The sequence below is a fragment of the Treponema porcinum genome (assembly GCF_900167145.1).
In the GTDB taxonomy this organism is placed as follows: domain Bacteria; phylum Spirochaetota; class Spirochaetia; order Treponematales; family Treponemataceae; genus Treponema_D; species Treponema_D porcinum.
Genome location: NZ_FUWG01000004.1, coordinates 66956 through 92188, shown reverse-complemented (window position 1 = coordinate 92188; position 25233 = coordinate 66956). Strand labels below are relative to the sequence as shown.

Sequence of the window (25233 nt, the reverse complement as noted above, 5' to 3'; positions counted from 1 at the left end):
AATTTTCCTATAAATCTTATCAAAAAAGTATTTGTGTACTATAGTATATAGTATATTTTTTAACTTGATTTATCGGAAAACTTACTGTATGACAAATGAAAAGACATTTCTGGGAACGGAGCCTGTTGGAAAACTGCTTTTTACGCTGGCAGTTCCAGCTGTGGTGGCGCAGCTGGTGAATATGCTTTATAACATTGTCGACCGCATTTACATCGGTCATATACCCGGAAGCGGAAGCCTTGCGCTTACAGGAGTCGGCGTGTGTATGCCGGTCATTATGATTGTTACGGCGTTTGCCTCTCTTGTAAGTTCAGGCGGTGCTCCGAGTGCGTCAATCAGTATGGGAAAAGGCGATTATGAGTCTGCGGAGCGTATTCTCGGCGGCTGTTTTTCCGTTCAGATTGTCATTTCTGCTGTTCTTACAGCCGTTCTTCTGTGCTTTAACCGTTCGTTTCTTTCTGCGTTCGGTGCAAGCCGGAACACAATCGGATTTGCAACTGATTATATGAATATCTATGCCGCCGGAACTGTTTTTGTACAGCTTACGCTTGGAATGAATGCGTTTATCACCGCGCAAGGCAAGGCAAAAACTGGTATGATGACGGTGCTTATCGGGGCGCTTATAAATACAGTTCTTGACCCGGTGTTCATTTTTAAATTCGGAATGGGCGTAAAAGGCGCGGCTCTTGCAACTGTTATTTCGCAGGCAGTTTCATGCGCGTGGGTAATCTTTTTTTTATGCGGAAAAAAGAGCGTTCTTCGCCTGTGCTTAAAAAATCTTTCTATAAAAACAAGTCTTGTTTTTCCGTGCCTTGCGCTTGGTTCGGCAACGTTCATAATGCAGGCAAGTGAAAGCGTTCTTTCTGTATGTTTTAATTCTTCCCTATTAAAATATGGCGGTGACATTGCCGTTGGTGCTATGACGATTTTGACAAGCGTAATGCAGTTTGCCTTGCTTCCGCTTCAAGGAATAGGTCAGGGTGCACAGCCTGTCTCAAGCTACAATTACGGAGCCGGAAATGCGCCGCGCGTAAGAAAAACATTCAGTCTGCTTCTTGCTTCTTGTGTATTATTTTCTTTTGTTTTATGGATTGTGCTTATGGCGCGGCCGCAGTCGTTCGCCTTTATTTTTACTTCTGATGCTGAACTTGTTGACTTTACGGCAAAGGCGCTCCGGCTGTACGGTGCGGCTCTTGTTCTTATGGGAGTTCAGGTTGCCTGCCAGATGACGTTTGTTTCCATCGGAAATACAAAATGTTCAATTATTGTTGCCGTCGTAAGAAAATTTGTTCTTCTCATTCCGCTTATTTTTATTGTTCCGCTTTTTACGGCAGACAGGACTTCCGGCGTATATCTTGCAGAACCTGTAGCAGATTTGATTGCAGTAACGTTTACTGCAATTCTTTTTGCCGTTCAGTTTAAAAAAGCATTGCGTCCGCTTGAGAAAAAAACGGACGCATCGTAATCCTGTGCACGCGCAGGGTGTTTAAGATTTTTTCTTCTGACTTTCAGCAATTCGCTGGCGCCATTTATATTCTTTTTCTTCGTCGGAAGTTTCTTTGATTTTGAAATCTTCTGCAAGAAGTAAAATAAGCGGTTTTAAGTCAACTACGGCATCTACAATGCACGATTCAAAGTGCTTTCCGCGGCAGTCTTCAAAAATGCTTATGACTGTATCGATGTCAAACGGTTCTTTGTACGGACGCCAGCTTAAAAGAGCATCAAGAACGTCTGCGGCTGCCATAATGCGTGCGCAGAGCGGAATGTCCTTGCCGGAAATTCCGTTCGGATAGCCTGAACCGTCGTATTTTTCATGGTGGTAGTACGCCATCTGAAGTGCAATTTCATTGAAAGTTCCGTCCTTTATTTTCGGAAGCGACTCAATCAGTTTTTTGCCTTCTTCCGGATGTGATTTCATCATTTCAAATTCTTCTGGGGTATATTTTCCCGGCTTGTTCAGAATGTTGTCCGGAATGTGTACTTTACCGATGTCGTGAAGGTTTGCTGCGGCAGAATAAGTTACGATTGTATCTTCAGTAAGAATGTCCGCATAAAAGCCTTTTTTCTTCATTTCACGCGCAATCAGGTCTACGTATTGTACTGTGTGTTTTACGTGATGACCTGTAAAAACTTCGTGGCTCTCAAGAATTTTAGGAATAAACTCCATAATTTCAAATTGAGTTTTCCTTAACTGTTCGTTCTTTTCCATTGCCTGGTCAAGCGTCTTTTTTGAGCGTTTTGTAATTGAATAAGTTATGATAAATACGAACAGGAATTCGACTGTAAAACCGGCAGCGTATGAAAGAAAATCATTTCTGGCTGTTCTTGAGGTAAGGTGTTCTGCTACTCGTGCAACTGATTTTCCGTAAAGCGAGCAAAGCATGATAACATAGCAGCTTACTGACATTAAAAGGGCAGTTCTTTTGCTGTAGTAAAGGCAGCTCATAAACGTAACAAGCGCATAGCTTATGTAAATGCCGATGTGGGTGTGAGTTCCCAATACTCCAAGAATTACGGCAGAACCGAACAGTCCGAAATATTTTGCAAAATGCTGTATGGAATCATATAAACGAAGTTTTTTGGATTTCATGCGTTCGCTGCCGCATCCGAATACAAGAATAGCATCCGTAATTGTAAAAGTTCCTATGCAGACGGCAGCTTTTAAAGAAAAAATGTTTTCGATGGTGAATACATGTATTTTGTTCAGTAAAACAAAAACGGGTGGCAGCAAATTCAACAGAATAAGAATTTTAGATATAAGACGGTTTATGTTGACCGTGTTTGCTTCAAAAAACTCATCGTCGTCAAATCTCATTGCTGAACACCCTTAGAAAAAATTTATAAAACAGTTTGATTACTCTGCCGGAAACAGTTTCTTAAATTCTTCCAGAAGTTGTGCTGTCTGTGTAGCACCGTCTATGTCCTTAATCTGACCTTTCTTGCGGTAGAAATCAATAAGCGGTTCTGTCTGTTCGCGGTATACGTCCATACGGTGCAGAATAGATTCCTGCTTGTCGTCGTCGCGCTGGTACAGTTCGCCGCCGCATTCATCGCATACGCCTTCAGTTTTCGGCGGAAGCGTAAGGATGTTGTAGTTTGCGCCGCATTTTTTGCATACGCGGCGTGTGCTAAGGCGCTTTATTACAACGTCATCTGCAATCTGAAAATTGATTACGGTAACGTCCGGGCAGATTGTAGTAAACATTTCTGCCTGCGGAATTGTGCGCGGAAATCCGTCAAGAATAAAGCCTTTTTTTGTATCCGGCTGTGAAAGACGGTCTTTTACAAGTTCGCAGGTAATTTCGTCGCTTACAAGAGAACCTGAATCAATGATTGCCTTTACCTTTACTCCGAGCGGAGTCTGGTTTTTAATTGCTGCACGGAAAATATCACCTGTTGAAATATGCGGAATTTTATAGTCCTCTGCAACTTTTACAGCAAGAGAGCCTTTTCCCGCTCCTGGTGGTCCTAAAAAAATGAAATTCATAAAGTATCACACCTCCTGATAAAATGATTGATTTCATTGAATGTATCTTTTCTATTCTACACCGAATATACAACATTCGCAAGTTTGATTTTTATGCAATTCTGTGATATACTTAATCTATGAATGATACAAAATTCCAGATTGACCAGAAGATTGTTTATCCGAGCCACGGAGTCGGCATAATTACTGACGTTTTTGAAAAAGCATTCCGCGGTGAGCCGATGCTGTATTATAAAATCTACATTGAATCTTCCGATATGATTGTTATGGTTCCTGTAGAAAAGGCAGAGGAACTGGGAATACGTGCCGTCGTTTCCGCAGAAGAAGCTCAGCAGGCACTTGATTTGCTTTCAGATGATTTTGAGCCGATTACATCAGACTGGAAATTACGCTATCAGATGAACCTTGACCTTCTTAAAAAAGGTACAATTGCCGACATCGCGCGGATTGTACGCTGCCTTTATAATAGAAGCAAAGTGAAGGAACTTCCTATTCTTGAACGCAAGCTGTATGATTCGGCAAAGCAGCTTCTTATAGATGAAATTTCTCTTTCAATGAAAAAGAACGAAAAGGAAATAGAATCTGCCGTTCACACAAAACTTGAGCCGCCGGGAGCAGCACCTAAAGTCAAGCGCGTTATCGAAGACCTTGATGACGAAGACGATGATTTGATGAGCGATATGGATTCAGACGCCAGTCCACGCCGTGCCGCAGATGATGACGACAGTGATGATGATGAAGATTCAGCTGATGACGGCGGAGATGATTTTGACGACGGCGATGACTTCTGATACTGTCTGCGGCGGAAAGACAACCGCTGTTATTATTGCAGCCGCCGGTTCGTCAACGCGAATGGGCGGTACTGTCAAAAAAGAGTACCTTCCTTTAAAAAATGGTACTGTTCTTTCAGAATGTGCAAAGATTTTCCTGAGTACGCTTTCCGTAAAATACGTTGTGATCACCGTACCTTGCGGCGGCTCAGGCGAAGCGCAGAAGGCGCTTTTTGCAGACGATGCGCTAAAACCGATTCTCCAAACAGTAAACCTCTCTTTTGTAGAAGGCGGTTCTACCCGCCAGAAATCAATCCTGAATGCGCTTGAATTCCTTGCAGAAATAGCCTGTCCTCCGGATATCGTACTTATTCACGACGGAGCGCGCCCGTTCGTAACCGGTGAAATCATTTTAAGAACGGCAGAAGCCGCCGCAGAATTCGGCGCGGCAGTTCCTGGAATTCCACCTGTAGATACGCAGAAAACTGTCGGCGAGGACGGATTTATTTCTGTTCATCTGCGCCGCGCCTCAATGACAGCTGTCCAGACTCCGCAAGGCTTTTTGTTCCGTAAACTGCTTGAGGCTCACCGAAAGGCGGCTGGTGATGATGTTGAATACACCGACGACACGGAAATCTGGGACAAATACGAAGGAAAAGTAAAAGTCGTTGAAGGAAACGCCTGCAACAAAAAAATTACATATGCGCAGGACTACAGCGCGCGTACTGATACAGGAAAAGACGGTATGATTTTACGGACAGGACTCGGCTACGATTTACACAGGCTTACAGCCGGAAGAAAGCTCGTTATCGGCGGAATTGACATTCCGTTTGAAAAAGGCGAAGACGGTCATTCCGATGGCGATGCGTTGCTTCACGCAATTACGGACGCGCTTTTAGGTGCAAGCGGACTTGGCGACATCGGAAGTTTTTTTCCGCCGGAAGAAGAGCAGTGGAAAGACGCTGATTCTTCGGTGCTGCTTCAGACGGTATGGAAAAAAATACAGGCGGAAGGGTGGAAGCTGAACAATCTTGACTGCGTAATAAAACTTGAAAAGCCGAAATTTCTTCCGTACCGTAATCAGGTGATTTCATCTGTTGCAGAAACGCTCGGCGTAAGTACGGAGCAGGTTTTTGTAAAGGCAAAGACCGGTGAAAAACTCGGAAGCGTAGGAAACGGAGAAGCGATTGAAGTGTGGTGCAGCTGCATTCTTATAAAATAGCGCAGTCAGAAGAACATTGTTTTTTATTGAAACCTTTTCTGTTTATGAGTATTTTTGAAGTATATGCAGAACGAAAATCAGAATGAAATGCAGGAATCTGTACTTCCGGTTCTTGCAGACAAGCAGATTGCAATAAATTCAGACTTTTATAAAATGGCGTTCCAGTTTCAGGAAATTATGATGATTTACGAAAGCGCCATCAAGCAGATAGAAACAAAACTTGAAATCCTGAACAAGGAATATAAAGTAACAGGCAGACGAAATCCTATTGAAACGGTCAAGTCACGCATAAAATCACCGGAAAGCATAGCAAACAAACTGATAAAGCGAAATCTTCCCGTAACGTTTGAGTCAATGACTGCAAATCTGCACGACATTGCCGGAGTCCGCGTAATCTGTCCGTATATTTCAGACATTTACACCGTCCGCGACATTCTTTTAAAACAGCCAGACATCAAGAAGATTGAGGAAAAAGATTATATCGCTTTCCCGAAAGAATCCGGCTACAGAAGCCTGCACGTTGTAGTGGAAACGCCGGTCTATCTTTCAAACACGGAACATCACATAAAAGTGGAAATTCAGCTCAGGACAATTGCAATGGATTTCTGGGCAAGTCTGGAACACGAACTTCGTTACAAGACGACTGCAAAAATACCGGAAGGAATCAGGCGGGAACTTCGCCACTGTGCTGAAACAATAGCAATGACAGATCAGGAAATGGAAGAAATTGCCATTGAACTTCAGGCATTATCTTAAGGGAAACCTCTAAAAACTGAAGTTTTTAGAGGTTTCCCTTAAGGCAGATTGCATTTTTTGCGTATTTCTACAATAATATAGCTATGGAAACACGCAATATATTTGAAAATCTGTCCTGCTTGGACCACCGTTATTCACTTTCTGAAAAAGAAGTATTTGAAAAACTTAGTCAGTATATATCTGAAGAAGCATCCGTCCGTTCCTGTGCAAAAGCAGAAGCCGCGCTTGTAAAAGCACATCTTTCCGTCCGTGGCAAGCTCACGGAATCTATTGAAAAAAAACTGGACGACGTTGCTTCGAACATAGATCCGCAGGAAGTTTATGCGGAAGAAGAGAAAACCCAGCACAATATCCGCGCGCTTGTAAACGTCCTTAAAACAAAAGTTGATCCTGAAATCGGACCGTACGTTCACCTTGGCGCAACATCCGTAGATATTCTTGATACAGCCCTTTCGATGAGGATGCGCGACGTTACTCAGAATGTAGTTCTTCCGGAACTGAAGGCGCTTGAACTTGCGCTGTGCAATATCGCTGAACGCGACTGCGAAACACCTCAGGTTGGACGTACTCACGGACAGCACGCTGTTCCTATTACATTCGGCTGGTCGATTGCAGAATTTGTAAGCCGTCTCGGAAAATCGATTCTTAGAATAGAAGAACTTTCAAAGCAGCTTAAAGGCAAGCTTGCAGGACCTGTAGGTTCTTATAACGGTCCGTCAATGATTGTAAAAGATCCTGAGGATTTGGAAAAACGCTATCTTGCATACGTAGGACTTGAGCCGTCTGAATATTCAAACCAGCTTGTTGAGCCGGAATACCTGCTCCGTCTGCTGCTTGAGATGAACGTTGCCTTCGGCGTAATTGCAAACCTTGCAGATGATTTGAGAAACCTTCAGCGTTCTGAAATCGGCGAAGTTTTTGAATACTTCTCGTCAACGCAGGTAGGTTCGTCTACAATGCCGCAGAAGCGCAATCCGTGGAACAGCGAACACGTAAAATCTTTGTGGAAGGCAATGTGTCCGCGTGTCATTACGTTCTATATGGATCAGATTTCCGAACACCAGCGTGACCTTACGAATTCTGCAAGCCAGCGCTTTATGGCAGATTATGTAACCGGCTTTACGATGGCAGTAAACAGAATGAAAAAAGTTGTTTCCGGTCTTCACCCGGATGCAGAAAATATGGCAAAAAATCTTGAGAATGCCGGCGGAAAGGTAAAAGGCGGTGTTCTTGCTGAACCGGCATACATTCTGCTTGGAGAAGCCGGCGTAAATGACGGTCACGAAGTAATTAGGAAAATTACGCTGGAAGCAGAGCAGACTGGAAAAACGTTCTTTGAAGTCCTGAAAACACATACTGATGCATACGAAAAAATTACTTCACAGCTTGAAAAACTCGGCGTTGCAGATCCTGCAAATTTCTTTGAGCATCCGTCTAATTATTGCGGTCTTGCTGCAACAAAGTCAAAGCGGCTTGCGCAGAAATACAAGGAACTGATGAAATAAGGAAACTGCTATGTGTATCACCATTTTAAAGGCAAAGCTGCACCGAGCAACGGTTACGGATGCAAACCTTAATTACGAAGGTTCAATCTCCATCGACACGGAGCTTTGCAAGGCGGCTGGAATGCACAATTATGAGAAAGTGGACGTGCTGAACGTGAATAACGGCGCACGTTTTTCTACTTACATAATACCAGGAAAGCGCGGCGAAATCTGCCTGAACGGAGCTGCCGCCCGGCTTGCCGCAAAAGGCGATAAAGTAATTATCGTAACATATACGCAGATAGAAGAAAGTCTGGCAGACAGCTGGAAACCGAATGTCGTCCTGCTTGACGAGAACAACGAAATCAAGAAAAAAGTATAGGGTGGCGTTTTTGCCTGCGGTACTTTATGAAAACAAAACCCCGGTGCTTTGTGCCGGGGTTTTTATTTATATTTAATCACGTATAGAATCAATGTTTGCTTTTCCGCCCGGTACGAACGGCAGTACGTTTTCTTCCGGATCTATGCGGACTCGTACAAAAAACGGCTTATTAGGGCGTTTTTCGTCGAATGCTTTTTTATACCAGTCTGCATCTTTGTCCGCATCGGCAGTTTCAATTCCAAAACCTTCTGCAATCTTTAAAAGGTCTGGCGAAGCGGCAAATTCAGAAGCGCTGTACGTCTTGCCAAAAAGATATTTCTGCTGCTGATACACCATTCCGAGCGTTCCGTTTTCAAATACAATTACGGTAACAGGAAGATTATTTTCTGCAAGCGTTGCAAGTTCCTGAATGTTCATCATAATTGAACCGTCGCCGCTGAAGCAGACTGTGCGCTTTTTGGGATTTGCAATTGCAGCACCTATTGCAGCTGGAAGTCCGAATCCCATAGTTCCAAGCGAGCCGGACGTAAGGAATGTGCGCGGCTCTTCCACAGGATAATACTGCGCCGCCCACATCTGATGCTGACCTACGTCTGTCGTAACGAGCAGGTCTTCGCGTTTAAGTCCTGCCTTTTCTGCAAGAGCCGGTATTGACGCAATGAATGTACGCGGATTTGCACTTCCTGTAAAAGACTTGTTTTTTTCTTCTTCGGACGGCGAGCCACAGTCTGTTGAACGCGTATTTTTGTTTACGTTGATTATTTCGTCTGCCCAGACGGCACGCATCTGTTCGTTTTTTACATTTGCTTTCTGCGCTTTCAGTATTTTTGTAAGTTCAGTTACGGCAGTTTCTACTTTTGCAACGATAGAAACAGTGGAATCAAGTATTTTGTTTATTTCAGCCGCGTCTATGTCAATGTGAATTATTTTTGCATTCGGACAGAATTTTGATACTACGCCTGTTGCCCTGTCATCAAAGCGTACTCCGCAGGCAAGAACAAGGTCACTTTCGTACATTGCCTTGTTTGCGGCGTATGTTCCGTGCATTCCGACCATTCCGGCAAAATCGCTGCAGGAAGATGGAATTACGCCCAGTCCCATAAGTGAAGAAACGGCAGGAATTCTGTATGATTTTGTAAAGGCGCGCAGAGCCTTGGAAGCTTCTGGAGAATTACATCCGCCGCCTACAAAGAGAACTGGCTTTTTTGCCTTTGCAAGAAGTTCCGCAGCTTTTTCCAGAAGGACAGTCATTGCAGAATCCTTTGTATGAAAACGAACTGTTGATTCGTCATCTTTTAAAGGCAGCTTGATTTTTGGCCAGGCATCAAATTCGCATATTTTTGTCTGAACATCACGCGGAACATCAATTAAAACTGGTCCCGGACGTCCGTTCATAGCGATTTTAAACGCTTCCGGGATAACAGTAAGCAGTTCTTCCGGAGTTTTTACCATCACCGAATGTTTTGTAATTGGAAAGGAAAGACCGAATGTGTCCGCTTCCTGAAAAGCATCTGTACCGATTAAGTACGTATTTACCTGTCCGGTGATTGCAATAATAGGAACTGAATCACATCTTGCATCGGCAATTGCGGTGAGCAGGTTCATTGCACCCGGACCGCTTGTCGCAAGGCATACAGCAGGAAGTCCGTTCGTTCGTGCCATTCCCTGCGCGATAAAGCCGCCTGCCTGCTCCTGGCGCACAAGGACGTGGTGAATGCTGCTTCTTGTCAGTTCGTCGTACAGCGGAAGAATTGAACCTCCCGGGATGCCTGCTGCCGTTTCAATTCCGTGCATTTCCAGTAATTTTGTGATAATCTGTGCGCCTGTTTTTTTCATTTTCTTACTCCACTTATGTTATTTCTGTGTGTATGCAAAATTCTATAAAAAAAAGCCCTCCTGCCGGAGAGCTTCTTTCATTCATATTGTATATTCTGCGATGTATTACAATACGTATGCTCCCGGCTTCTTAAAAAAGCTTGCGACGAGGACGACTAGTACTGTAATGACAGAAATAGATTTCATAGGAATAATAAGTACCTTTTTTACGCAGTTTTGTCAATGGGGTATAAGGCAGGCTGAATGCGTAATCTGTCCTACATTGCTAAAACACGGCGATTTCATTATACTTCTGCTATGAGTAACGAACATAACAATAATGAAAAAAATCCTGTTCTTTGTCATTGGGCAGATCAGATGGCAGAAAAAATCATCCGGGAAAAGGGTGATTTGGATTCATACACGTGCGCTTCCGGCATTACGCCGTCAGGAACGGTTCATCTTGGCAATTTCCGCGAGATTATCACGGTTGATTTAGTTGTACGCGCACTCCGCGACCGCGGCAAGAACGTCCGCTTTATCTATTCTTGGGATGACTATGACGTATTCCGCAAAGTTCCGGCGAATATGCCTGAGCCTGAAGTTCTTGAAAAATACCTGCGCTATCCGATTACTGAAGTTCCTGATACAACAGGACGCAACGAAAATTACGCGCGCCATCACGAAGTTGACATTGAGAAGCAGCTTCCTCGCGTCGGAATACATCCTGAATTCCTGTATCAGGCAAGCCGGTATCGTGCAAACCGCTATGCGGAAGGTATGAAAAAGGCAATGCAAAACCGCGATGTAATAAAGGAATGCCTGAACGAATACAGGGACGAACAGCATAAAATGAAGCCGGAAGACGTATACTGGCCTGTTGCTGTTTTCTGCGATAAATGCAGCAGGGATACGACGGAGATTACCGGATACGACGGAGAATGGAACGTTTCCTACAAATGCGAGTGCGGTAACTGTGAAACTGTTGACCTGCGCACCTTTAAAGGCGCTAAACTCGGCTGGCGCGTTGACTGGCCGATGAGATGGAATGAGGAAAAAGTTGTGTTCGAGCCGGGCGGAAAAGACCATATCAGTCCGGGCGGAAGCTACGATACGGCAAAACTTGTATCAAAGAAGATTTACGGCTGGGACGCTCCGATTACAATGCGCTACGACTTTGTAAACCTTAAAGGCGTTCCCGGAAAAATGTCGTCTTCAAAAGGAAAAGTAATTGCTTTGCCGGATGCGCTTGATGTATATCAGGCAGAAGTCCTGCGCTATATTTTTGCCGGCACTCGTCCGAATACTGAATTTGCCATTTCGTTCGACCTTGACGTTCTTAAAGTTTACGAAGATTATGACAAGACAGAGCGCATTGTATACGGCGTTGACAAGGCAAAGAGCGAAGAACAGTTCAATAAAGAAAAGCGAATTTATATGCTGAGTCAGATTGACGGAAAAATTCCTGACGTTATGCCGTATCAGATTACGTTCCGTATGCTTACTACGCTGCTTCAGACGTATTCCGGAAACATTGACAATGTAATTGCTTCTTTGGGTGACGTAAAGCCGGAACAGGAAGAACGGTTACGTCGCCGCGCTCAGTGTGCCTGGTTCTGGATTACGACTTCTGCGCCGGCCTGTGCAGAAGATTTCTGCTTTTCAATCAGAAGTGACGGTTCAAAGGCGGCTCTTGAAGAAACTATGCTTGAGGCGGTAAAACGCGTTCGTGACGAAGTAGTGCCGAAAGTTGGAACTTATCCTACGGACAAGGACTGCCAGCAGGCGATGTACGATATTGCAACTGAACTTGGTATTGATGCAAAGGCATTGTTTACCGCTTTGTATCAGGCGATTATCGGTAAAGATCAAGGACCGCGCCTTGCAAACTTTATGAAAATCATCGGAAAGGAAAAACTTGCAGGAATTTTAAGCGTATATTAAGAATTGTTCAGGATAGCTTATAGCGTTTTCCTGAAAATAAGGCCCGGCAAAACTGCCGGGCTTTTTCATTAAGATTATTCTGCGGAATGTAAAACCGTTTTATAATCCCGTATGGTTTGTGTATGGATTACAGTTTTTTCAGTTCACTGCTGTTTTTGTTGATGCTACATAGCTTGACGTATTTTTGAACGTGTCTATTCTGGCAATTTTTGCCTGCCAGTATTCCGCTTCACTTTTTGTTGTGTACGGACCTACGCGGACACGGTAGAAAAGCTGACCTTTTGCATCTGTATATGTGAATACGTCTGCCGTAATCTTATTTTCATCAAGAACTTCACGCGCTGTGTCCGCACTCTTGCGGCTTGTGAGGGAAGTTACCTGTACCCAGTACTGTGTCTGTTCCGCCTGTTTTGCGATAGCCGGTTTTTCAGGTGTTTTCTGTACGGTCTGTTTTTTTTGTGCAGGAGTTTTTTCTGCCTGTGCTATAATTTTTGATGGCTGTGTGCTTTCTGCAATGCGTCTTGCAGGAGCTTGCCTTACTTTCTGTACGGCTTCTTTTGCCGGCTCTGATTTTGGAAGAACGTTATGTGCCATTACAGGTTCTTTCGGTGCTGCCGTCAAATCTATTGTCGTAGTGTTGTTTATGATTTTCTGCGGAACATCCTGTGCGTAGGCAGACGGTTCGTTTTTTGTGTTTGCGCTGTAGATTGTAGCATTGTCTGCGTATACCGTAAGTTCTCCGACTTTTCTTTCCTGTCCGTCAGTTTCTTCTGAATCAGAAATTGCGGTAAAGTCAGAGATGCTGCTTTCGTTTTCTTTTGTATCAGTCTGAATGTCTGATAGGATTTCGTCCTGTGTTTTCTGCTGTACAGGTGCGGATGGTGCAAGTGAAATCCATCCGTTTGACGATGTTCCCCTTTCCGTACTGTATCCGGCTATTGTCTGGGAAGCTCTTGATGCAGGAGAATATAAAACTAAGGCTGCTCCTAATACAACAAGAAGGAAAACGCCGACTGCTGCAATGATCCATAATGTTCTTTTCTGTTCCATAACAAAAACCTCTTCTTCGGATTACCCGGTCGTATATTCTAAATATCGGAAACTGAAAAAAAAAATTAACAAATTTATGAAAAAACGTGCAGAAACTTCCATTTTTCGTATGAAAATTACTATTAAAAGGTATGAGAAACAGAATTTTTATATGCTGGATAATTTCTGCATCCCTTTCGGTCTGCTTTGCCGCGTCTTCTGGAAATGGTGAGATGCCTTTTGCCGTTAAAAAAATTGAGTCCGCCGTTTCTGGCGGCGTTTATGTACGCAGGGCTTCTCCTTGTGACTCTACGTACAATGCGTCGTCGTCCGTGAAGGTTGCAATGCGCGCTATGGATGTAAAGGCTGCATGGCGCATTCCGTCCGTAAAGTTCGGGAGCGAGTGCGATTATGATGAGTTTTCCTGGGGCGCGCAGTTCCGGTTTGGTGAAATTTGCGGAGTCCCTGCGAATTTGCTTTTTGGAAAACTTAATTTTTCGGGGAGCATTTCAAAAATGAATGCGCCGTATATAAGCACGTCTGCCTCCTGTTTTGGCGCAGTGCCTTCTGCCGCTTCTGGAATAACCGTTTCTTTACCGGGAATTTCAAGCAGTTCAAAGCCTGTCTCTGCGGCATTTTCATACAAAATGACTCCGAAAAAAAACATTCGGAAATTTGACTTGTGTTTCTTTTCCGATGATAGAGGAAACTTTGCGCAGTCTATTTGCGTGAACCTTAAAGCAGGGAGAAAAACGCAATTTTCATTTTCGCAGACAGGCGGTTCTTTTTCCGTATCGAACGAAACGGCGCAGTGGTTTTCAAAAACGCCGCTTTTCCCTGAAACGAAAATCTGGTTTGCGGACGTTCAGTGTGGAATAAACTCGCCGTTCTATACGGCAAAATGGTGCGCGGATTTCTACAGTCCTGGAAGCAGGGATTTTGAATGGAGCGTTTCCTGTGAAAATGAGCTTTCGGCAGGGTGGTGCGGCGTTCTTTTCTCCGGATTTGCCGCGTCTTCAACGGAGATTTTTACGCCGTCGTCAAAAAACGTAAAAATTCTTTCGCAGATAAAGATAAATCCTGTAGTAACTGTTTTTCCGTTTCAGGCGTTCAGAATGCGTTTGGGCGGTGTTTTTTATAGGGAAGAAAAGCTTACATCCGAGAGGGACGTTGAAACGAACTGTAAGGGCGGTGCAGGACTTCATATTACAGGAAGATACGGTTCTTCGAGACTGACATTTACCGGCGCGGAAAAAGAGTATGCTGTTTATTCCTATTATTCCTTTCGTGCGCAATGGAAGCCTGCGTTTTCCGTATCGTATGCGGTTACAGGTCAGGAGGACGGAACTGCGGAAAAAAAGGAAGTTAAAGCGTGGTGCAGTGCCTCTGTTCCTGTAAAGAACTGCGGAACGGCAGCATCATTTTCTGCAAAAGCTTCAGGCTCTGCGGTATTTGAGGACGGCTTTTCCTACGGAACGGCAGCGCTGTCCGCAGGAATAAAGCAGTCGTCAAAAAAGGCAATGTATTCGTACTCGGTGAATATCAAGTACAAATTCTAGCAGGTTTTTTCTTATCGGGAAGTCTGTTCTTCAAGCCAGTCTACGAATTCCGGAACTGATTTTGTAAATTCCACTGTTACCGTAGAATTTTTCAAAACAAGGAATTCCGTAACTCCGTAGTCAGTACCGTTGTCTGCCCAGTCGTATGTGTATCCTAACCGTGTCCACGGATATTTTGTCTTTCCGATGTAGTAGGACGATACGATATTTGAGCAGAACCAGTCTGAAAGTCCGTCAAGGGCTGAACCGTCTAACGTTTCTTCCGTAACCTGCTTTGATGCATCCGGTTGATATGCAGGACGCCTGATGTCTTTAGGGTCTGTCCAGAATGCCGAAATGTGCGTGTGGTTCTGCTCGGGGCTAATACCTAAAAGTTGTTTTAATCTTAGCGGCCAGTCAGTAACGTTCTGCCCGTTCTTTTTATACCACGCTTCCATTTCTCTGTCGGTGAATGTCCAGGAATGTCCGAAAGTGAACGTTACGTCTTTTCCTTCGGTGTAGAAATCCGGGTATTTGTGGAGCGTAAGCATAAGGACTTTTCCGTCTTTCCATGTAACGAGAGGCTCATCTTCTGTAATGCAGACAAGTGGATGAATTTCTGACGGTTCTGCGACCATTGCGTTCATGACGGCGCTTTCGTACAGTTCCTCAACTGATTTTTTTCTGTTTGAGCAGCCTGAAAAAACTGCTGCAAGAATACAGATTGCGGCTGCCGTGCGGATAAAAAGATTTTTCTGTGTCATTTTATTCTCCCATGAAAAGTCAAGAAGATTGTTTTAACAATCTTCTTGACTTTTTAGGCTGTTCCGTAATGCAACGAGGAACAGCAGTTGATTAGGAAGTTCGCAACGCGAACTTGTGAATAAAAACTTTGACGCTGTTTCAGGCAAAGTTTTTCTTACACCCTCCTGACAATTTTATTAGTTACAGATTTTATTCTGCAATAAATCTGCTGAGCAGCGGATTTTCGGACGGGCATTAAAGACCGCGTCGTTTTGCTTCGTTCCAAAATTCGTCTTCCTCTTTCAAATGCTCGTAGTCCATAGGAATTCCAGCATCTTTCATCTGCTGTTCTACAAATGTAAACCTCTGGTAGAATTTTCTGTTTGTTCTGTTCAGCGCCGTTTCCGGGTCTACTCCAAGATGCCGGGCGTAATTTACAACAGCAAACAGCAAGTCTCCGATTTCTTCTTCAAGGTGAAGCTGTGCAGAGTTTACCTTATCGTTTGATTTCATTTCAAACGGTTCTGTAATTCCGGAGTTCTTTTCTGATTCCTGTTTCACTCTTTCAAGCGCGCATCTTGCTTCTTCTACCTCGTGAAGTTCCTCCGTTATCTTGTCGTACACCGGTTGAAGGTCTCTCCAGTCAAATCCGCGCTTTCCGGCCTTTTTCTGCATTTTGTATGCTTTTAAAAGCGGCGGAAATCCCTGCGGAACTTCGTCAAGAATTGAGCCTGTGTTTCTTCCCTCAAGATTTTCTTTTATTCTGTCCCATTGGTTTAAAACTTGTCTGGAATCCGTAACTTTTTCTGTAACGCACGCCTTTCCTTCGCTCTGCGGAAATACGTGAGGATGACGGCGAATAAGTTTTTCTGCCAGTTCGTTTATTGCATCTGCAATTTTAAAATCTCCTTTCTGTTCGTACATATAGGAAATCATAATTGTATTCAGAAGAACATCACCAAGTTCTTCCCTGGCGTGCGACGCATCATCATGGGTGATTGCGTCTACTGCCTCGAACGTTTCTTCTACCAGATCGCGGCGCATTGAAAGAGGCGTCTGCTCCTTATCCCAGGGACAGCCGTCCGGCTCGCGCAGTTTTTTTATTACGTTTAAAAAACGAGTGAATGCCTCTGTTGCTTCGTAAGTGTCGTTGTCATTTATCATTTTTCTTCTTCCATAAAATAAAAAAATATTCTGTCTGCGCTAGGCAAGAAGTTTTTTCTTTCCCCATTCAGGAATCAGGCGTGCCGGGTCAGTTGAAAACAGTATTTTTGCAAGAAGCTGCGCCGCTTGCGGAAATACCTGCGAAAGAATTATCTGCTCGTCTGCGGTGAACGGACTCAGTACGTAGTCGGCTATGTCCCGGCCGGAAGGTTTGCTTATTCCGAATCTAAGCCGCCAGAAATCCGCTGTGTTAAGTACGGATTTTGCAGAACGAAGCCCGTTGTGTCCTCCAAGACCGCCTGACCATTTAAGGCTTACAGTTCCAATTGGAAGTTCAAGTTCGTCGTGGACGATAAGTATTTCTTCCGGCTTTATCTTGAAAAATGAGGCAAGCTCAATTATGCTCTGGCCTGAATTGTTCATATACGTTTCCGGTTTAAGAAAAAATATTTTTGCCGGTGCATTTTCTGGAATGCGGATAGGCGAGCCGTCTTTTGATGCAATGACTCCTTTATTGCACAGTGTTTCTGCAAGTGACTGAATTCCTGCGTCTGCGTAAATTCCCTTGAATTTACTCTGCCAGTCAAGCAGTTCTCCAAAAGGCAGTGAATCTGCAAACTGCCATGCGGCATTATGGCGCGTCTTTTCATATTCCCTGCCGTAATTTCCTAAAAAAACTACAAGTTGAATCATAAAAAAAGTATATCACATTTTATATTTTAAGTATTCATTTTTGTTTTTTTATGATAGAATTCAGCCTTAAGTTTTATAGGAGGCGGGGAAAGAGCACCAGAAAAAAAACTGATTGCCTTTCTTTGCAGGTTTGCGTTGCAAACTTTTCTATTTATTGCGTTTCTTCTTTTTGCAGAAACGCTATAGGAGATATCTTGAAATGAAAAAAATTATTTCAGTTATTCTTGGCGCTGCAGTTGTTCTTTCTGCAGCTGGCTGCTCAAAAAAAGCAGTTGTGAAGATTGAATCTGCAGCTGATCTTGAAGGAAAAGTAATCGGCGTTCAGGCGGGAACTACCGGCGAAATCTACGTAGAAGACGTAAAGGATGCAACTGTAAAATCATTCAAAACTGGTATTGATGCAGCTCTGGCATTGAAGAACGGCGCAATCGACGCAATCGTTCTTGATGAACTTCCTGCAAAAGAGATTGTAAAGCGCAATAATTCCCTTACTATTGTAAACGATAATTTTGCAGCTGAAGAATATGCAATCGCTGTTCGCAAGGGAAATACAGAACTTCTTGATTCCATCAATGCTACTATTTCACGCATTAAGGCTGACGGAACTTATGAAAATCTCATAAATGCATTTATGCCTGTTGATGGAAATATCGTAATTCCGGAAGTTGCCGGCATCGAGTCAAAAGACGTTGTAAAGATGGGAACAAACGCTTCTTTCCCTCCGTTTGAATATACAGAAGGAACAAAAGTTGTAGGTTTTGACGCTACTCTCAGCACGATGATTGCAAATGACTACGGAAAGGCACTTCAGATTGTCGATATGAATTTTGACGGTCTTATCGCTGCACTTCAGTCAAACGCAATCGACTTCATCGCTGCCGGTATGACAGCAACTGATGAACGCCGCCAGAACGTTGACTTTTCTGAGCCGTACTATAAATCAAATCAGGTAATCATTATCCGCAAGTAGGAACAATCAGGGCTGTCTTATGACTTTTCGGGACAGCCCTGACTTCTTACGGCGGCTTTTTTTCAGAGGAAACGTATGTTCGACAGTTTTTATAATACGATGATAGCAGGTGGTTCCTGGCGGGTGATTGTAAACGGGCTGGGTGTAACGCTGCTCATTGCGGTTTGCGCAATTATTATAGGTTCTGTACTTGGCTGCGTTTTTGCCCTTTTTAAAATATCAAAAAGTATTGTCTTGCAGAAAATTGCAGATGTGTATACAACTATCATACGCGGAGTTCCGATGGCGACTCAGCTGATGATTTTTTACTTCGTCATTTTTACGCCGATGGGAATGAACAACGCTGTTTTAGTTGCGGTTATTTCGTTCGGCATAAATTCGGGTGCATACTGTACGGAGATTTTTCGCGCCGGAATTCAGGGCGTTGATGCCGGTCAGATGGAAGCCGCACGCTCGCTTGGTCTTAACTGGTGGCAGTCGCTTGTAAATATTGTACTTCCGCAGGCTGTCCGTACGGCACTTCCTACGTATACAAGCGAATTCATCACGCTTATAAAAGAAACTTCCGTTGCAAGTTTTATTGCCGTCGTTGATTTGCAGAAAGCGTGCGATAATATCCGGAACAGAACGTTCAATGCGTGGATTCCGCTTTTGTCCTGTGCGGCAATTTACCTGTGCCTTACGCTCGGACTTACAAAATTATTTTCCGTTCTTGAAAAACATTTCCGGAAAAGCGAACGGTAAAATTCTGCGCCGGCTTTTTTTGTGTATCTGCATATAAAATTTATTTTTTCTTTGATATAATCAGCGTATGTCGCTTAATTGTAATGAGATTAACGTTGTTTTGTCCGAGCTTAATCTTGAAGGTTCTTTTATTCAGGACGTAGTACAGCCCGGATATGATACCGTTGCGCTTTATACTTACGGAAAGGACGGCGCGCGGACGATTTTAATTTGTACTTCTCAGAATTCCTGCCGCATTCACGAAACGCGGCGCAAAATCGTAAAAAATGATAAGCCTCTTCGTTTTATGGAATGCCTAAAAGCACGCATAAAAGGCTCCAGGATAGATTCGTGCAGGCAGATTGGATTACAGCGTATCGTGCAGATTGAACTTTCGCACGGAGCGGAGCGGTTTGTTCTGTACGTCAGGCTCTGGAGCAATGCGGCGAACGTTATTCTGTGCGATGAAAATAATGTCGTGGTAGATTCGCTGTACCGTCGTCCAGCAAAAGGTGAGGTTACAGGCGGACTTTTTACAGTTCCGGAAGAAAAGCCTTCTGAAAACCGGGTATGGCAGGTGCGCACGTTTGATGACGTTCAGGCGGAATATTCATCGCGCTTTCCTGAGGGCGGAACGCTGTCTTTTAATCAAAAAATAGATATCTGGTACGGCGAACACGCGGAAACGCTTTCGCGAGAGGCACTGCTTGTTCAGGCGGAAAAGTGGTATTCTTCTTCAAAAGCCAGAATGGAATCCGCGCTGGAAAGACTCCTTAAAAAGCAGAACGATTTTTCGCAGGCGGAACAGCTCCGTCATCAGGGTGATTTGATTTTGTCGAACATTCATCTGATTGCGCCTAAGGCAAAATTCCTTGAATGTGATGACTACGAAACAGGGCGGACGGTGCGGATTTTACTTAATCCTGAAAAGACTGCAAATGAAAATGCCGCCGCATATTACGAAAACTACAAAAAAGCCGTTTCCGGTTCAGATTCGCTTTTGCACGATATTGAACTTTCAAAAAAACAGCTTGAAAAGCTTGAGGCGCAGTATGCAGAAATCCGGAACGAAAAAAATCCTGTGCGTATTGAACAGCTTTTGCGCCGGAATTCAACGCCTAGGCAGCAGAAAAAAAAGAAACATCCCGGACTTGACTATACGGTAAACGGATGGTTCATTCTTATAGGCCGCGATGCAAACGAAAACGACGAGCTGCTCCGCCATTATGTGCGCGGTTCTGACCTGTGGCTGCACGTCCGTGATTTTCCAGGAGGCTACGTGTTCATAAAGAACCGTCCCGGAAAAACCGTTCCTCTTGAAATCCTGCTTGATGCGGCAAATCTTGCCGTATATTACTCAAAGGCACGTAATGCAGGAAAAACTGATTTATATTATACTTATGTAAAATATCTGCGCCGCGCAAAGAACGGGTCTAAAGGGCTTGTCCTTCCGACGCACGAAAAAAATCTTTGTATAACGCCCGACAAAAAACGTCTGGAACGTCTGGACGGATTGCGTCAGGAAGCAGAGTGGCAGTAATGATGAATGACAGCAAAGATTCCCAGCATTTCATTGCGTATAAAACAGGAAAGCCGCTGGCACGATTTTCTGTGCTCAGAAGTTATCTTATTCTTCCGTTTAGCAGAAAGACGGCAGGGCATTTTTTCCGGTTTATCGGCGGAGTTATTACAAATTTCTTTTTAATTCAGCAGAAGCAGAAAATCGGGATTACTCACATTCCCGTAGTTCACGTTGACCATCCGCTTGATGAAAAAATTGCGTTCACGCCGGGAAAAGTAAAAATCTATCTTGATTTTGTGGGATTTTTCATCAGGATTTTTTCAATGCTTTTAAAGCGTTTTGGACTTAAGACAGGACTAAAATACTGCGCAGATTTTTTTGATTTTCTTACGCGCCTGTATAAAAATGCCGGTTCTGTCTATTCGCAGTGCCTTACGACAACTGACAGACCGCATTACAAGAAGAACCTGCGTTTTCTTGTAATTCATCTTTTTGATCCGCATTTGCTGTGCGTTCCAAGCCTGCACGTTGCAATCGTTGCCGGCTGCTGGGCGTTTGTGCGGGATGTATTTTCCCAAAAAGACGTGTTTTTATCTGATGAGGAGAAAAATTCTATTCTTGAAGAAATTTACGGCGGTGCTGTGGCTATAATAGAAACTGTGCTGTATGTTAAGCAGCACAGCATAAACTGTGTTGCCGCCGCATTGTATATGCTGACTTTTTCTGAGGGCGAAGACTTTTTTTCTTCGGCTGATGCAGATAAAATTACAGGCGATTTGTTTGCCCTTCAGAATGACGTAGAGGCTTCTGCAAAAGATGAAATCCGTTCTTACATATCCGGACTGTATAAAAAACTGGCTTCCGCCGGTGAAAAAAGTTCGTCCTGGCAGAAGCCGGTTTTAGATTTTTTACGGCAGTATAAGTAAACTGCCGCTGAATGTCCTTATGCTAGAAGCGCTCCGGTTTTCCGCCTTTCTTTTTGAAAAGACCGGCGCTTCCGTTGCGTTCCGTCTGCGTGTGGTAGTTAGGACGGCTTCCCCGGCTTTTTGAGCGTATTCCGCTGTCATTGTAACGGTCTTTTTCCCTGCCTTCAAAGCCTCGTCCGCGTCCTCTGCGTTCGCCGCCACGGTTTCCTCCGAAATCACCGCCTCTTCCGCCAAAGCCGCCGCGTCCGCCTCTTCCCTTTCTTCCGCCGCTTTCTCCGCTAAAAGAGTCGTCCTTTGTGTTTACGTGCATATGCGGTACACCACTGTCCGTTCTGGAAAGGTCAAGCGCCCTTTTTGCAGCATCTTTTGGAAGGCTTACAAGCGAGAACGTAGAAGCGATGTCTATTCTGTCTACAAGGCGTCCCGGAATGTGGAGCAGTCGGCTGAAATAGTCCGCAATTGCGCGTGCATTGTAACCGTCTTTTCTTCCAAGCTGAATGTAAAGGCGCGTCTGGTCAGAAGAAGAAGCGTGTTCCTGAATTTTTCCGTAGCGTGATTTGTCAAGCTTTGAACTGTAGATTACGGAAAGCACGGCTGCAAGTACGTCCTGCGAATCGTTACCGCGGCACAAGTCCTCCGCCATTTTTTCAAAATTTGAAGATACTTTTATCAGGTTTGATTTTGAAGGCTGTTTTGAGTTTTCTTTGTCATTAACGGATTTTTCTTCTGAGCCATTTTCTGGTTCAGTTGCAGAAGTTTTCTGTTCTGACGGCAATTTCTGCTGTTCCGCCGGTTCGGAAACTGTCTGTCCGTCCTGAGTTTCTTGCTTTGCGTCAGTTTCTTTTGTGCTGTCAGACGGAACTGGCTGTTCGTTCAGTCCGAGTTTTTCTTTTAATTCGGAGAAAATGCGCGTACTTTTCTTTTTCAAAACTTCGTCTATTGTAGGAATTGACTCTTCCTTCATTTCGCCTTTGCTTGCCTTACGCACAGCTTTCTGAAGGTAGCTCAATTTTCGTGTTTCTTTAGGACAGACAAAAGTAACTGCAACACCGGCAGAACCTGCGCGGCCTGTTCGTCCTATGCGGTGAACGTATGTTGCGCCGTCAAAAGGAAGCGAATAGTTTACGACATGTGTAAGTCCCGAAATGTCAATTCCGCGTGCGGCAACATCTGTTGCAACAAGAATTTTTGTTTTCCGGCTTCTGAATCTGGCAAGGATTTTTTCCCTCTGGGATTGAGCTATGTCTCCGTGCAGGGCAGCGGCTTCGTAGCCCTTTTCGTCAAGAATACGGGAAACGTAGTCTGCATCGCTCTTTGTCTGTGTGAATACAACGCCGTAAAAATCGTCCGAAATGTCAATAAGACGGACGAGGGCATCCGGCTTTTCAGATTCGCGTAAAATCCAGAACTTCTGGTCAATAAGAAGCGGTTCGTCAATTACGCCTTCTTCTTCTACGATTTCGTAGTCGCCCATAAATTTCTGTGCAATTTTCAGAATTTCATCAGGCATTGTTGCACTGAAAAGAAGAATTCTTGCGTCAGGATTTGCCTGTTCAAAAATATGCTCGATGTCATCGACAAAGCCCATATCAAGCATTTCATCGCCTTCGTCAAGAATGAAGTAGTCAATCTTGCTTATGTCAAGCGTTCCGCGTTCCAGATGATCCTGAATGCGTCCCGGAGTTCCTACGACTATTTCTGTTCCGCGCCGCAAATCCTTAATCTGTGTTGAGTAGGAAGCTCCTCCGTAAAGAACGCAAGTGCGCGGAGATTTTCCTTCCGTAAAAGACTGCATTTCCGTGCAGGTCTGCATTGCAAGTTCGCGCGTCGGTTCAAGAATAAGTGCTTTTACAGTGCCTGTTTCATTCCTGAGTTTCTGAATAATCGGGAGTCCGAATGCCGCTGTTTTTCCTGTTCCGGTCCGCGCCCGTGCAATCATATTTGATTCGCCGGACAAAAGGCGCGGAATTGCCAGTGCCTGAATAGGTGACGGAACTTTAAAGCCTTTTTTTTCGATAGCGGCCAATGTCTGTTCGTCAAGACCTAAATCTTCAAAGGAAATTTCTGCATCTTCTGCTGCAGGTTCAGTTTTTTCTTCTGTCTGACTTTCAATAGAAACGATTTCGTCGTCCATACTGTTGTTTTCTGGTTCTTTCATTTTTTTCCTGATGGCACGACGATAAATCAAATAACTTTCAGCATCATACAGTCTTATAATTTACATGGCGCGCCGATTTTTATATTAGGTAGTGGATATGAATATAAAGGAATTAAACGAAATAGACAAGCAAATGGTTGAAAATAGTGAATTTAGTTGTATTTTTTTGCGACAGGACGAAAATTGAAAAAAATCCGCCCGGTTGGATTTGAAGTGCACCCAAGAAATGGGACGCTTTAACTAGGCGGATTTTCCGGTGCTATTCATTGTCTTCCGGCTGTACAAGGCACGTTTTTACAAGCGTGATAAGAAGGTAGATTTTTTTGTAAAGTTTTACGCTCAGCTCACGGATTGGTATTTCTGAAAAATGCGCAAGTTCCTTCCAGTTCGTTACGAGTACCGGCTTTGGCTTTTCAATGTCTTCAATCAGCGCCTTGATGATTTTTCCGATTGTAACAAGATTGGTGGTCGTATCTGTGATGAACGAGCAGGCGCTTTCGTTTGCATCTGAAACAAGTCTGTTGATGATGTTTTTTGCGCCGTTGTCGCGCTCTGTTTTAGGAAGAAGCGTCTTTATTTTCATTCCGATAGGCGCGTCTTCGGCAAGCTGGTTGTCGAACTGGGTAATCAGGTCTGAAGTAGCAAGCAGAGAGTTATACGACTCGGAGAACGGAGAAGAAAGCGCCTGTGATTCCCATTTTCCGCGTACAAGTACAAGGTCATAGTATTCGCGCAGGTTTTTCTTGACGATCTCAAGCAGGAATACCTTTATATAGGAAAGAAGCTGCGTGTTTTCAAACGTGCGCAGTCCTTTGCGCGTAAAGGTTGCGTTCAGTTCGTCAGTAAAATATTTCATCGGAGTGATTTCTATGCCGTTGAAAAGCTGCGAACAAATTTCGGAAGTCTTGGAGTCTTTTTCCTGCGTTTCAATTTTGTTCAGCGTATTTTCCGTTTCCTGCTTGAATGAATCAAGGTACGGTTCGATGATGTTCTGCGTCTGCTCCGAAACGGAAACTGACGCGGACGGATCTGAACTTATGAGCTTTATCATCATTTCAAACGAACCTGACTGCCTGAATGCGCTTATCCGTGAAATTACCCGCCTCCAGTTCTGGAGCGTAATCGGTTCTACGCCTTTGTAAATGCGGAACAGTTTTGTCATATCGGTATAGTCTGCGTCAAGCGGAACTGCCCAGGCGACGGACATAAAGTCCTTAAGGTCGTCGAGTATGTATTCTGCATTGATTTTTTCAAACTGCGGAGCGATTGAAAAATCAGCTTCCCTAAGCGATTTATTGAATTTCTTGAGGAAAAAGTAAAAATCGAACATACATAAATCCCTGAAGCAGGAAATCTGTTTGTAGAGAGTGTCGATTTTAGTGATTTTATCAAGCGTAAAATAATCGGAATATTCAGAAAGACGCGTAAGTGCCTGCTGCTTGAGTTTTTCTGCCGGGATTTTCTTGCTCAGGGTGATGAGGTTTTCTTCAGACAGGGAAGTTTCCAGCGTGCGGATTTCATTCGGAGTGTAAAAGTCGATTACAAGCCTTTTCAAAACGTTCGGGTTCTGAAGGTTCTGGAACATCGTCTGTGCAGGATAGATTATTTTGTAGATTTCAAAAATGTTTCTGGCAAGAAGGGGAAGTGCCTCGTTTCCTGCAAATTTATAGAATTTACCGAATTTTGATTTTGAAAGGCGTTTTGAAATCGAGCGGAGCTGGCGTCTTTTTTCTGCCTCTCCGTCATTTCCGCCGAAAAGCGAACTTAAAAGATTTTGAAAGAAATTGCCGGATTTTTCCTGTTTCATTCTTAAAATATAAATAAAATATGCCTCGCTGTCAAACTTTTGATGTTCTTATTATAGAATATTTATAATAGTTTCGTTATATTTGGAAGCAGAAACTGT

At 43.9% G+C, this 25233-nt stretch carries 21 protein-coding genes; 12 read left to right on the top strand and 9 right to left on the bottom strand.

What is annotated here, in order from left to right:
- Positions 1-88: 88 nt before the first annotated feature.
- The gene (locus B5D55_RS03330; protein ID WP_078932582.1) at positions 89-1465 is read left to right on the top strand and encodes an MATE family efflux transporter; all 1377 of its coding nucleotides are present in this window, start codon (positions 89-91) and stop codon (positions 1463-1465) included.
- 21 nt (positions 1466-1486) lie between these two features.
- Here the strand turns inward: B5D55_RS03330 and B5D55_RS03325 are convergent, their stop codons facing one another.
- Both B5D55_RS03325 and B5D55_RS03320 read right to left on the bottom strand, forming a co-directional pair.
- Positions 1487-2815, bottom strand: coding sequence for an HD-GYP domain-containing protein (locus B5D55_RS03325; RefSeq protein WP_078932581.1), 1329 nt, complete (start codon positions 2813-2815; stop codon positions 1487-1489).
- A gap of 39 nt (positions 2816-2854) precedes the next feature.
- Positions 2855-3487: an adenylate kinase gene (locus B5D55_RS03320; RefSeq protein ID WP_078932580.1), complete on the bottom strand. Its 633-nt coding sequence runs from the start codon at positions 3485-3487 to the stop codon at positions 2855-2857.
- A 119-nt stretch (positions 3488-3606) separates the two neighbouring features.
- On the opposite strand from B5D55_RS03320, the gene B5D55_RS03315 reads away from it, so the two are divergent.
- The 5 genes from B5D55_RS03315 to panD all read left to right on the top strand — a co-directional run bounded on the left by B5D55_RS03315 (position 3607) and on the right by panD (position 8101).
- Entirely contained in the window at positions 3607-4278 is a 672-nt protein-coding gene (locus tag B5D55_RS03315) for a CarD family transcriptional regulator (protein WP_078932579.1), read from the top strand.
- Positions 4217-5479, top strand: coding sequence for a 2-C-methyl-D-erythritol 2,4-cyclodiphosphate synthase (ispF, locus tag B5D55_RS03310; protein ID WP_234975366.1), 1263 nt, complete (start codon positions 4217-4219; stop codon positions 5477-5479). The genes B5D55_RS03315 and ispF overlap by 62 nt, the downstream gene beginning before the upstream one ends.
- Positions 5480-5542: 63 nt before the next feature.
- Positions 5543-6235 carry a GTP pyrophosphokinase gene (locus B5D55_RS03305; RefSeq protein WP_078932577.1) on the top strand — a complete coding sequence of 231 codons (693 nt, stop codon included), beginning with the start codon at positions 5543-5545 and terminating at the stop codon, positions 6233-6235.
- Positions 6236-6318: 83 nt separating this feature from the next.
- A complete protein-coding gene (locus tag B5D55_RS03300; RefSeq protein WP_078932576.1) occupies positions 6319-7740 on the top strand; it encodes a lyase family protein in 1422 nt (473 codons plus the stop codon).
- Between the two features lie 10 nt (positions 7741-7750).
- Positions 7751-8101, top strand: a complete 351-nt coding sequence (gene panD / locus B5D55_RS03295; RefSeq protein ID WP_078932575.1) for an aspartate 1-decarboxylase — start codon at positions 7751-7753, stop codon at positions 8099-8101.
- 72 nt (positions 8102-8173) lie between these two features.
- On the opposite strand, the gene ilvB is transcribed toward panD, so the two are convergent.
- Positions 8174-9937: a biosynthetic-type acetolactate synthase large subunit gene (gene ilvB / locus B5D55_RS03290; RefSeq protein ID WP_078932574.1), complete on the bottom strand. Its 1764-nt coding sequence runs from the start codon at positions 9935-9937 to the stop codon at positions 8174-8176.
- A gap of 297 nt (positions 9938-10234) precedes the next feature.
- Here ilvB and lysS point away from each other — a divergent pair, with 297 nt between their 5' ends.
- On the top strand, positions 10235-11860 hold the full coding sequence (lysS, locus tag B5D55_RS03280) for a lysine--tRNA ligase (protein ID WP_078932572.1): 1626 nt from the start codon (positions 10235-10237) through the stop codon (positions 11858-11860).
- Positions 11861-11998: 138 nt separating this feature from the next.
- Here the strand turns inward: lysS and B5D55_RS03275 are convergent, their stop codons facing one another.
- Entirely contained in the window at positions 11999-12910 is a 912-nt protein-coding gene (locus tag B5D55_RS03275) for an SPOR domain-containing protein (RefSeq protein WP_078932571.1), read from the bottom strand.
- A 131-nt stretch (positions 12911-13041) separates the two neighbouring features.
- Between B5D55_RS03275 and B5D55_RS03265 the strand changes: the two genes are divergently transcribed.
- On the top strand, positions 13042-14448 hold the full coding sequence (locus tag B5D55_RS03265) for a hypothetical protein (protein ID WP_143593177.1): 1407 nt from the start codon (positions 13042-13044) through the stop codon (positions 14446-14448).
- A gap of 11 nt (positions 14449-14459) precedes the next feature.
- Here the strand turns inward: B5D55_RS03265 and B5D55_RS03260 are convergent, their stop codons facing one another.
- The 3 genes from B5D55_RS03260 to pth form a co-directional block, all read right to left on the bottom strand.
- On the bottom strand, positions 14460-15191 hold the full coding sequence (locus B5D55_RS03260; RefSeq protein ID WP_078932568.1) for a hypothetical protein: 732 nt from the start codon (positions 15189-15191) through the stop codon (positions 14460-14462).
- 235 nt (positions 15192-15426) lie between these two features.
- Positions 15427-16335: a nucleoside triphosphate pyrophosphohydrolase gene (mazG, locus tag B5D55_RS03255; RefSeq protein ID WP_078932567.1), complete on the bottom strand. Its 909-nt coding sequence runs from the start codon at positions 16333-16335 to the stop codon at positions 15427-15429.
- A 39-nt stretch (positions 16336-16374) separates the two neighbouring features.
- Positions 16375-17028, bottom strand: coding sequence for an aminoacyl-tRNA hydrolase (pth, locus tag B5D55_RS03250; protein WP_078932566.1), 654 nt, complete (start codon positions 17026-17028; stop codon positions 16375-16377).
- 199 nt (positions 17029-17227) lie between these two features.
- On the opposite strand from pth, the gene B5D55_RS03245 reads away from it, so the two are divergent.
- The 4 genes from B5D55_RS03245 (at position 17228) to B5D55_RS03230 (ending at position 21169) form a co-directional block, all read left to right on the top strand.
- Positions 17228-17998 carry a transporter substrate-binding domain-containing protein gene (locus B5D55_RS03245; RefSeq protein WP_078932565.1) on the top strand — a complete coding sequence of 257 codons (771 nt, stop codon included), beginning with the start codon at positions 17228-17230 and terminating at the stop codon, positions 17996-17998.
- A 75-nt stretch (positions 17999-18073) separates the two neighbouring features.
- Entirely contained in the window at positions 18074-18742 is a 669-nt protein-coding gene (locus tag B5D55_RS03240; RefSeq protein ID WP_078932564.1) for an amino acid ABC transporter permease, read from the top strand.
- Positions 18743-18809: 67 nt separating this feature from the next.
- The gene (locus B5D55_RS03235; protein WP_078932563.1) at positions 18810-20261 is read left to right on the top strand and encodes an NFACT RNA binding domain-containing protein; all 1452 of its coding nucleotides are present in this window, start codon (positions 18810-18812) and stop codon (positions 20259-20261) included.
- Positions 20252-21169, top strand: coding sequence for a hypothetical protein (locus tag B5D55_RS03230; protein WP_143593176.1), 918 nt, complete (start codon positions 20252-20254; stop codon positions 21167-21169). Before B5D55_RS03235 ends, B5D55_RS03230 begins: the two co-directional genes overlap by 10 nt.
- Positions 21170-21191: 22 nt before the next feature.
- On the opposite strand, the gene B5D55_RS03225 is transcribed toward B5D55_RS03230, so the two are convergent.
- Both B5D55_RS03225 and B5D55_RS03220 read right to left on the bottom strand, forming a co-directional pair.
- On the bottom strand, positions 21192-23327 hold the full coding sequence (locus B5D55_RS03225; RefSeq protein ID WP_078932561.1) for a DEAD/DEAH box helicase: 2136 nt from the start codon (positions 23325-23327) through the stop codon (positions 21192-21194).
- A 259-nt stretch (positions 23328-23586) separates the two neighbouring features.
- On the bottom strand, positions 23587-25134 hold the full coding sequence (locus tag B5D55_RS03220) for a DUF5312 family protein (RefSeq protein ID WP_078932560.1): 1548 nt from the start codon (positions 25132-25134) through the stop codon (positions 23587-23589).
- Positions 25135-25233: the final 99 nt, after the last annotated feature.

Excerpts from the sequence above, each read along its gene's own strand:
- B5D55_RS03220 (WP_078932560.1), bottom strand. The coding sequence starts at position 25,134 with ATGAAACAGGAAAAATCCGGCAATTTCTTTCAAAATCTTTTAAGTTCG.
- B5D55_RS03275 (WP_078932571.1), bottom strand. The coding sequence starts at position 12,910 with ATGGAACAGAAAAGAACATTATGGATCATTGCAGCAGTCGGCGTTTTC.
- B5D55_RS03265 (WP_143593177.1), top strand. The coding sequence starts at position 13,042 with ATGAGAAACAGAATTTTTATATGCTGGATAATTTCTGCATCCCTTTCG.
- B5D55_RS03320 (WP_078932580.1), bottom strand. The coding sequence starts at position 3,487 with ATGAATTTCATTTTTTTAGGACCACCAGGAGCGGGAAAAGGCTCTCTT.
- mazG (WP_078932567.1), bottom strand. The coding sequence starts at position 16,335 with ATGATAAATGACAACGACACTTACGAAGCAACAGAGGCATTCACTCGT.
- B5D55_RS03330 (WP_078932582.1), top strand. The coding sequence starts at position 89 with ATGACAAATGAAAAGACATTTCTGGGAACGGAGCCTGTTGGAAAACTG.
- ispF (WP_234975366.1), top strand. The coding sequence starts at position 4,217 with ATGATGATGAAGATTCAGCTGATGACGGCGGAGATGATTTTGACGACG.
- panD (WP_078932575.1), top strand. The coding sequence starts at position 7,751 with ATGTGTATCACCATTTTAAAGGCAAAGCTGCACCGAGCAACGGTTACG.
- B5D55_RS03325 (WP_078932581.1), bottom strand. The coding sequence starts at position 2,815 with ATGAGATTTGACGACGATGAGTTTTTTGAAGCAAACACGGTCAACATA.
- B5D55_RS03240 (WP_078932564.1), top strand. The coding sequence starts at position 18,074 with ATGTTCGACAGTTTTTATAATACGATGATAGCAGGTGGTTCCTGGCGG.
- B5D55_RS03245 (WP_078932565.1), top strand. The coding sequence starts at position 17,228 with ATGAAAAAAATTATTTCAGTTATTCTTGGCGCTGCAGTTGTTCTTTCT.
- pth (WP_078932566.1), bottom strand. The coding sequence starts at position 17,028 with ATGATTCAACTTGTAGTTTTTTTAGGAAATTACGGCAGGGAATATGAA.
- B5D55_RS03300 (WP_078932576.1), top strand. The coding sequence starts at position 6,319 with ATGGAAACACGCAATATATTTGAAAATCTGTCCTGCTTGGACCACCGT.
- B5D55_RS03305 (WP_078932577.1), top strand. The coding sequence starts at position 5,543 with ATGCAGAACGAAAATCAGAATGAAATGCAGGAATCTGTACTTCCGGTT.
- B5D55_RS03225 (WP_078932561.1), bottom strand. The coding sequence starts at position 23,327 with ATGAAAGAACCAGAAAACAACAGTATGGACGACGAAATCGTTTCTATT.
- lysS (WP_078932572.1), top strand. The coding sequence starts at position 10,235 with ATGAGTAACGAACATAACAATAATGAAAAAAATCCTGTTCTTTGTCAT.
- B5D55_RS03315 (WP_078932579.1), top strand. The coding sequence starts at position 3,607 with ATGAATGATACAAAATTCCAGATTGACCAGAAGATTGTTTATCCGAGC.
- ilvB (WP_078932574.1), bottom strand. The coding sequence starts at position 9,937 with ATGAAAAAAACAGGCGCACAGATTATCACAAAATTACTGGAAATGCAC.
- B5D55_RS03260 (WP_078932568.1), bottom strand. The coding sequence starts at position 15,191 with ATGACACAGAAAAATCTTTTTATCCGCACGGCAGCCGCAATCTGTATT.
- B5D55_RS03235 (WP_078932563.1), top strand. The coding sequence starts at position 18,810 with ATGTCGCTTAATTGTAATGAGATTAACGTTGTTTTGTCCGAGCTTAAT.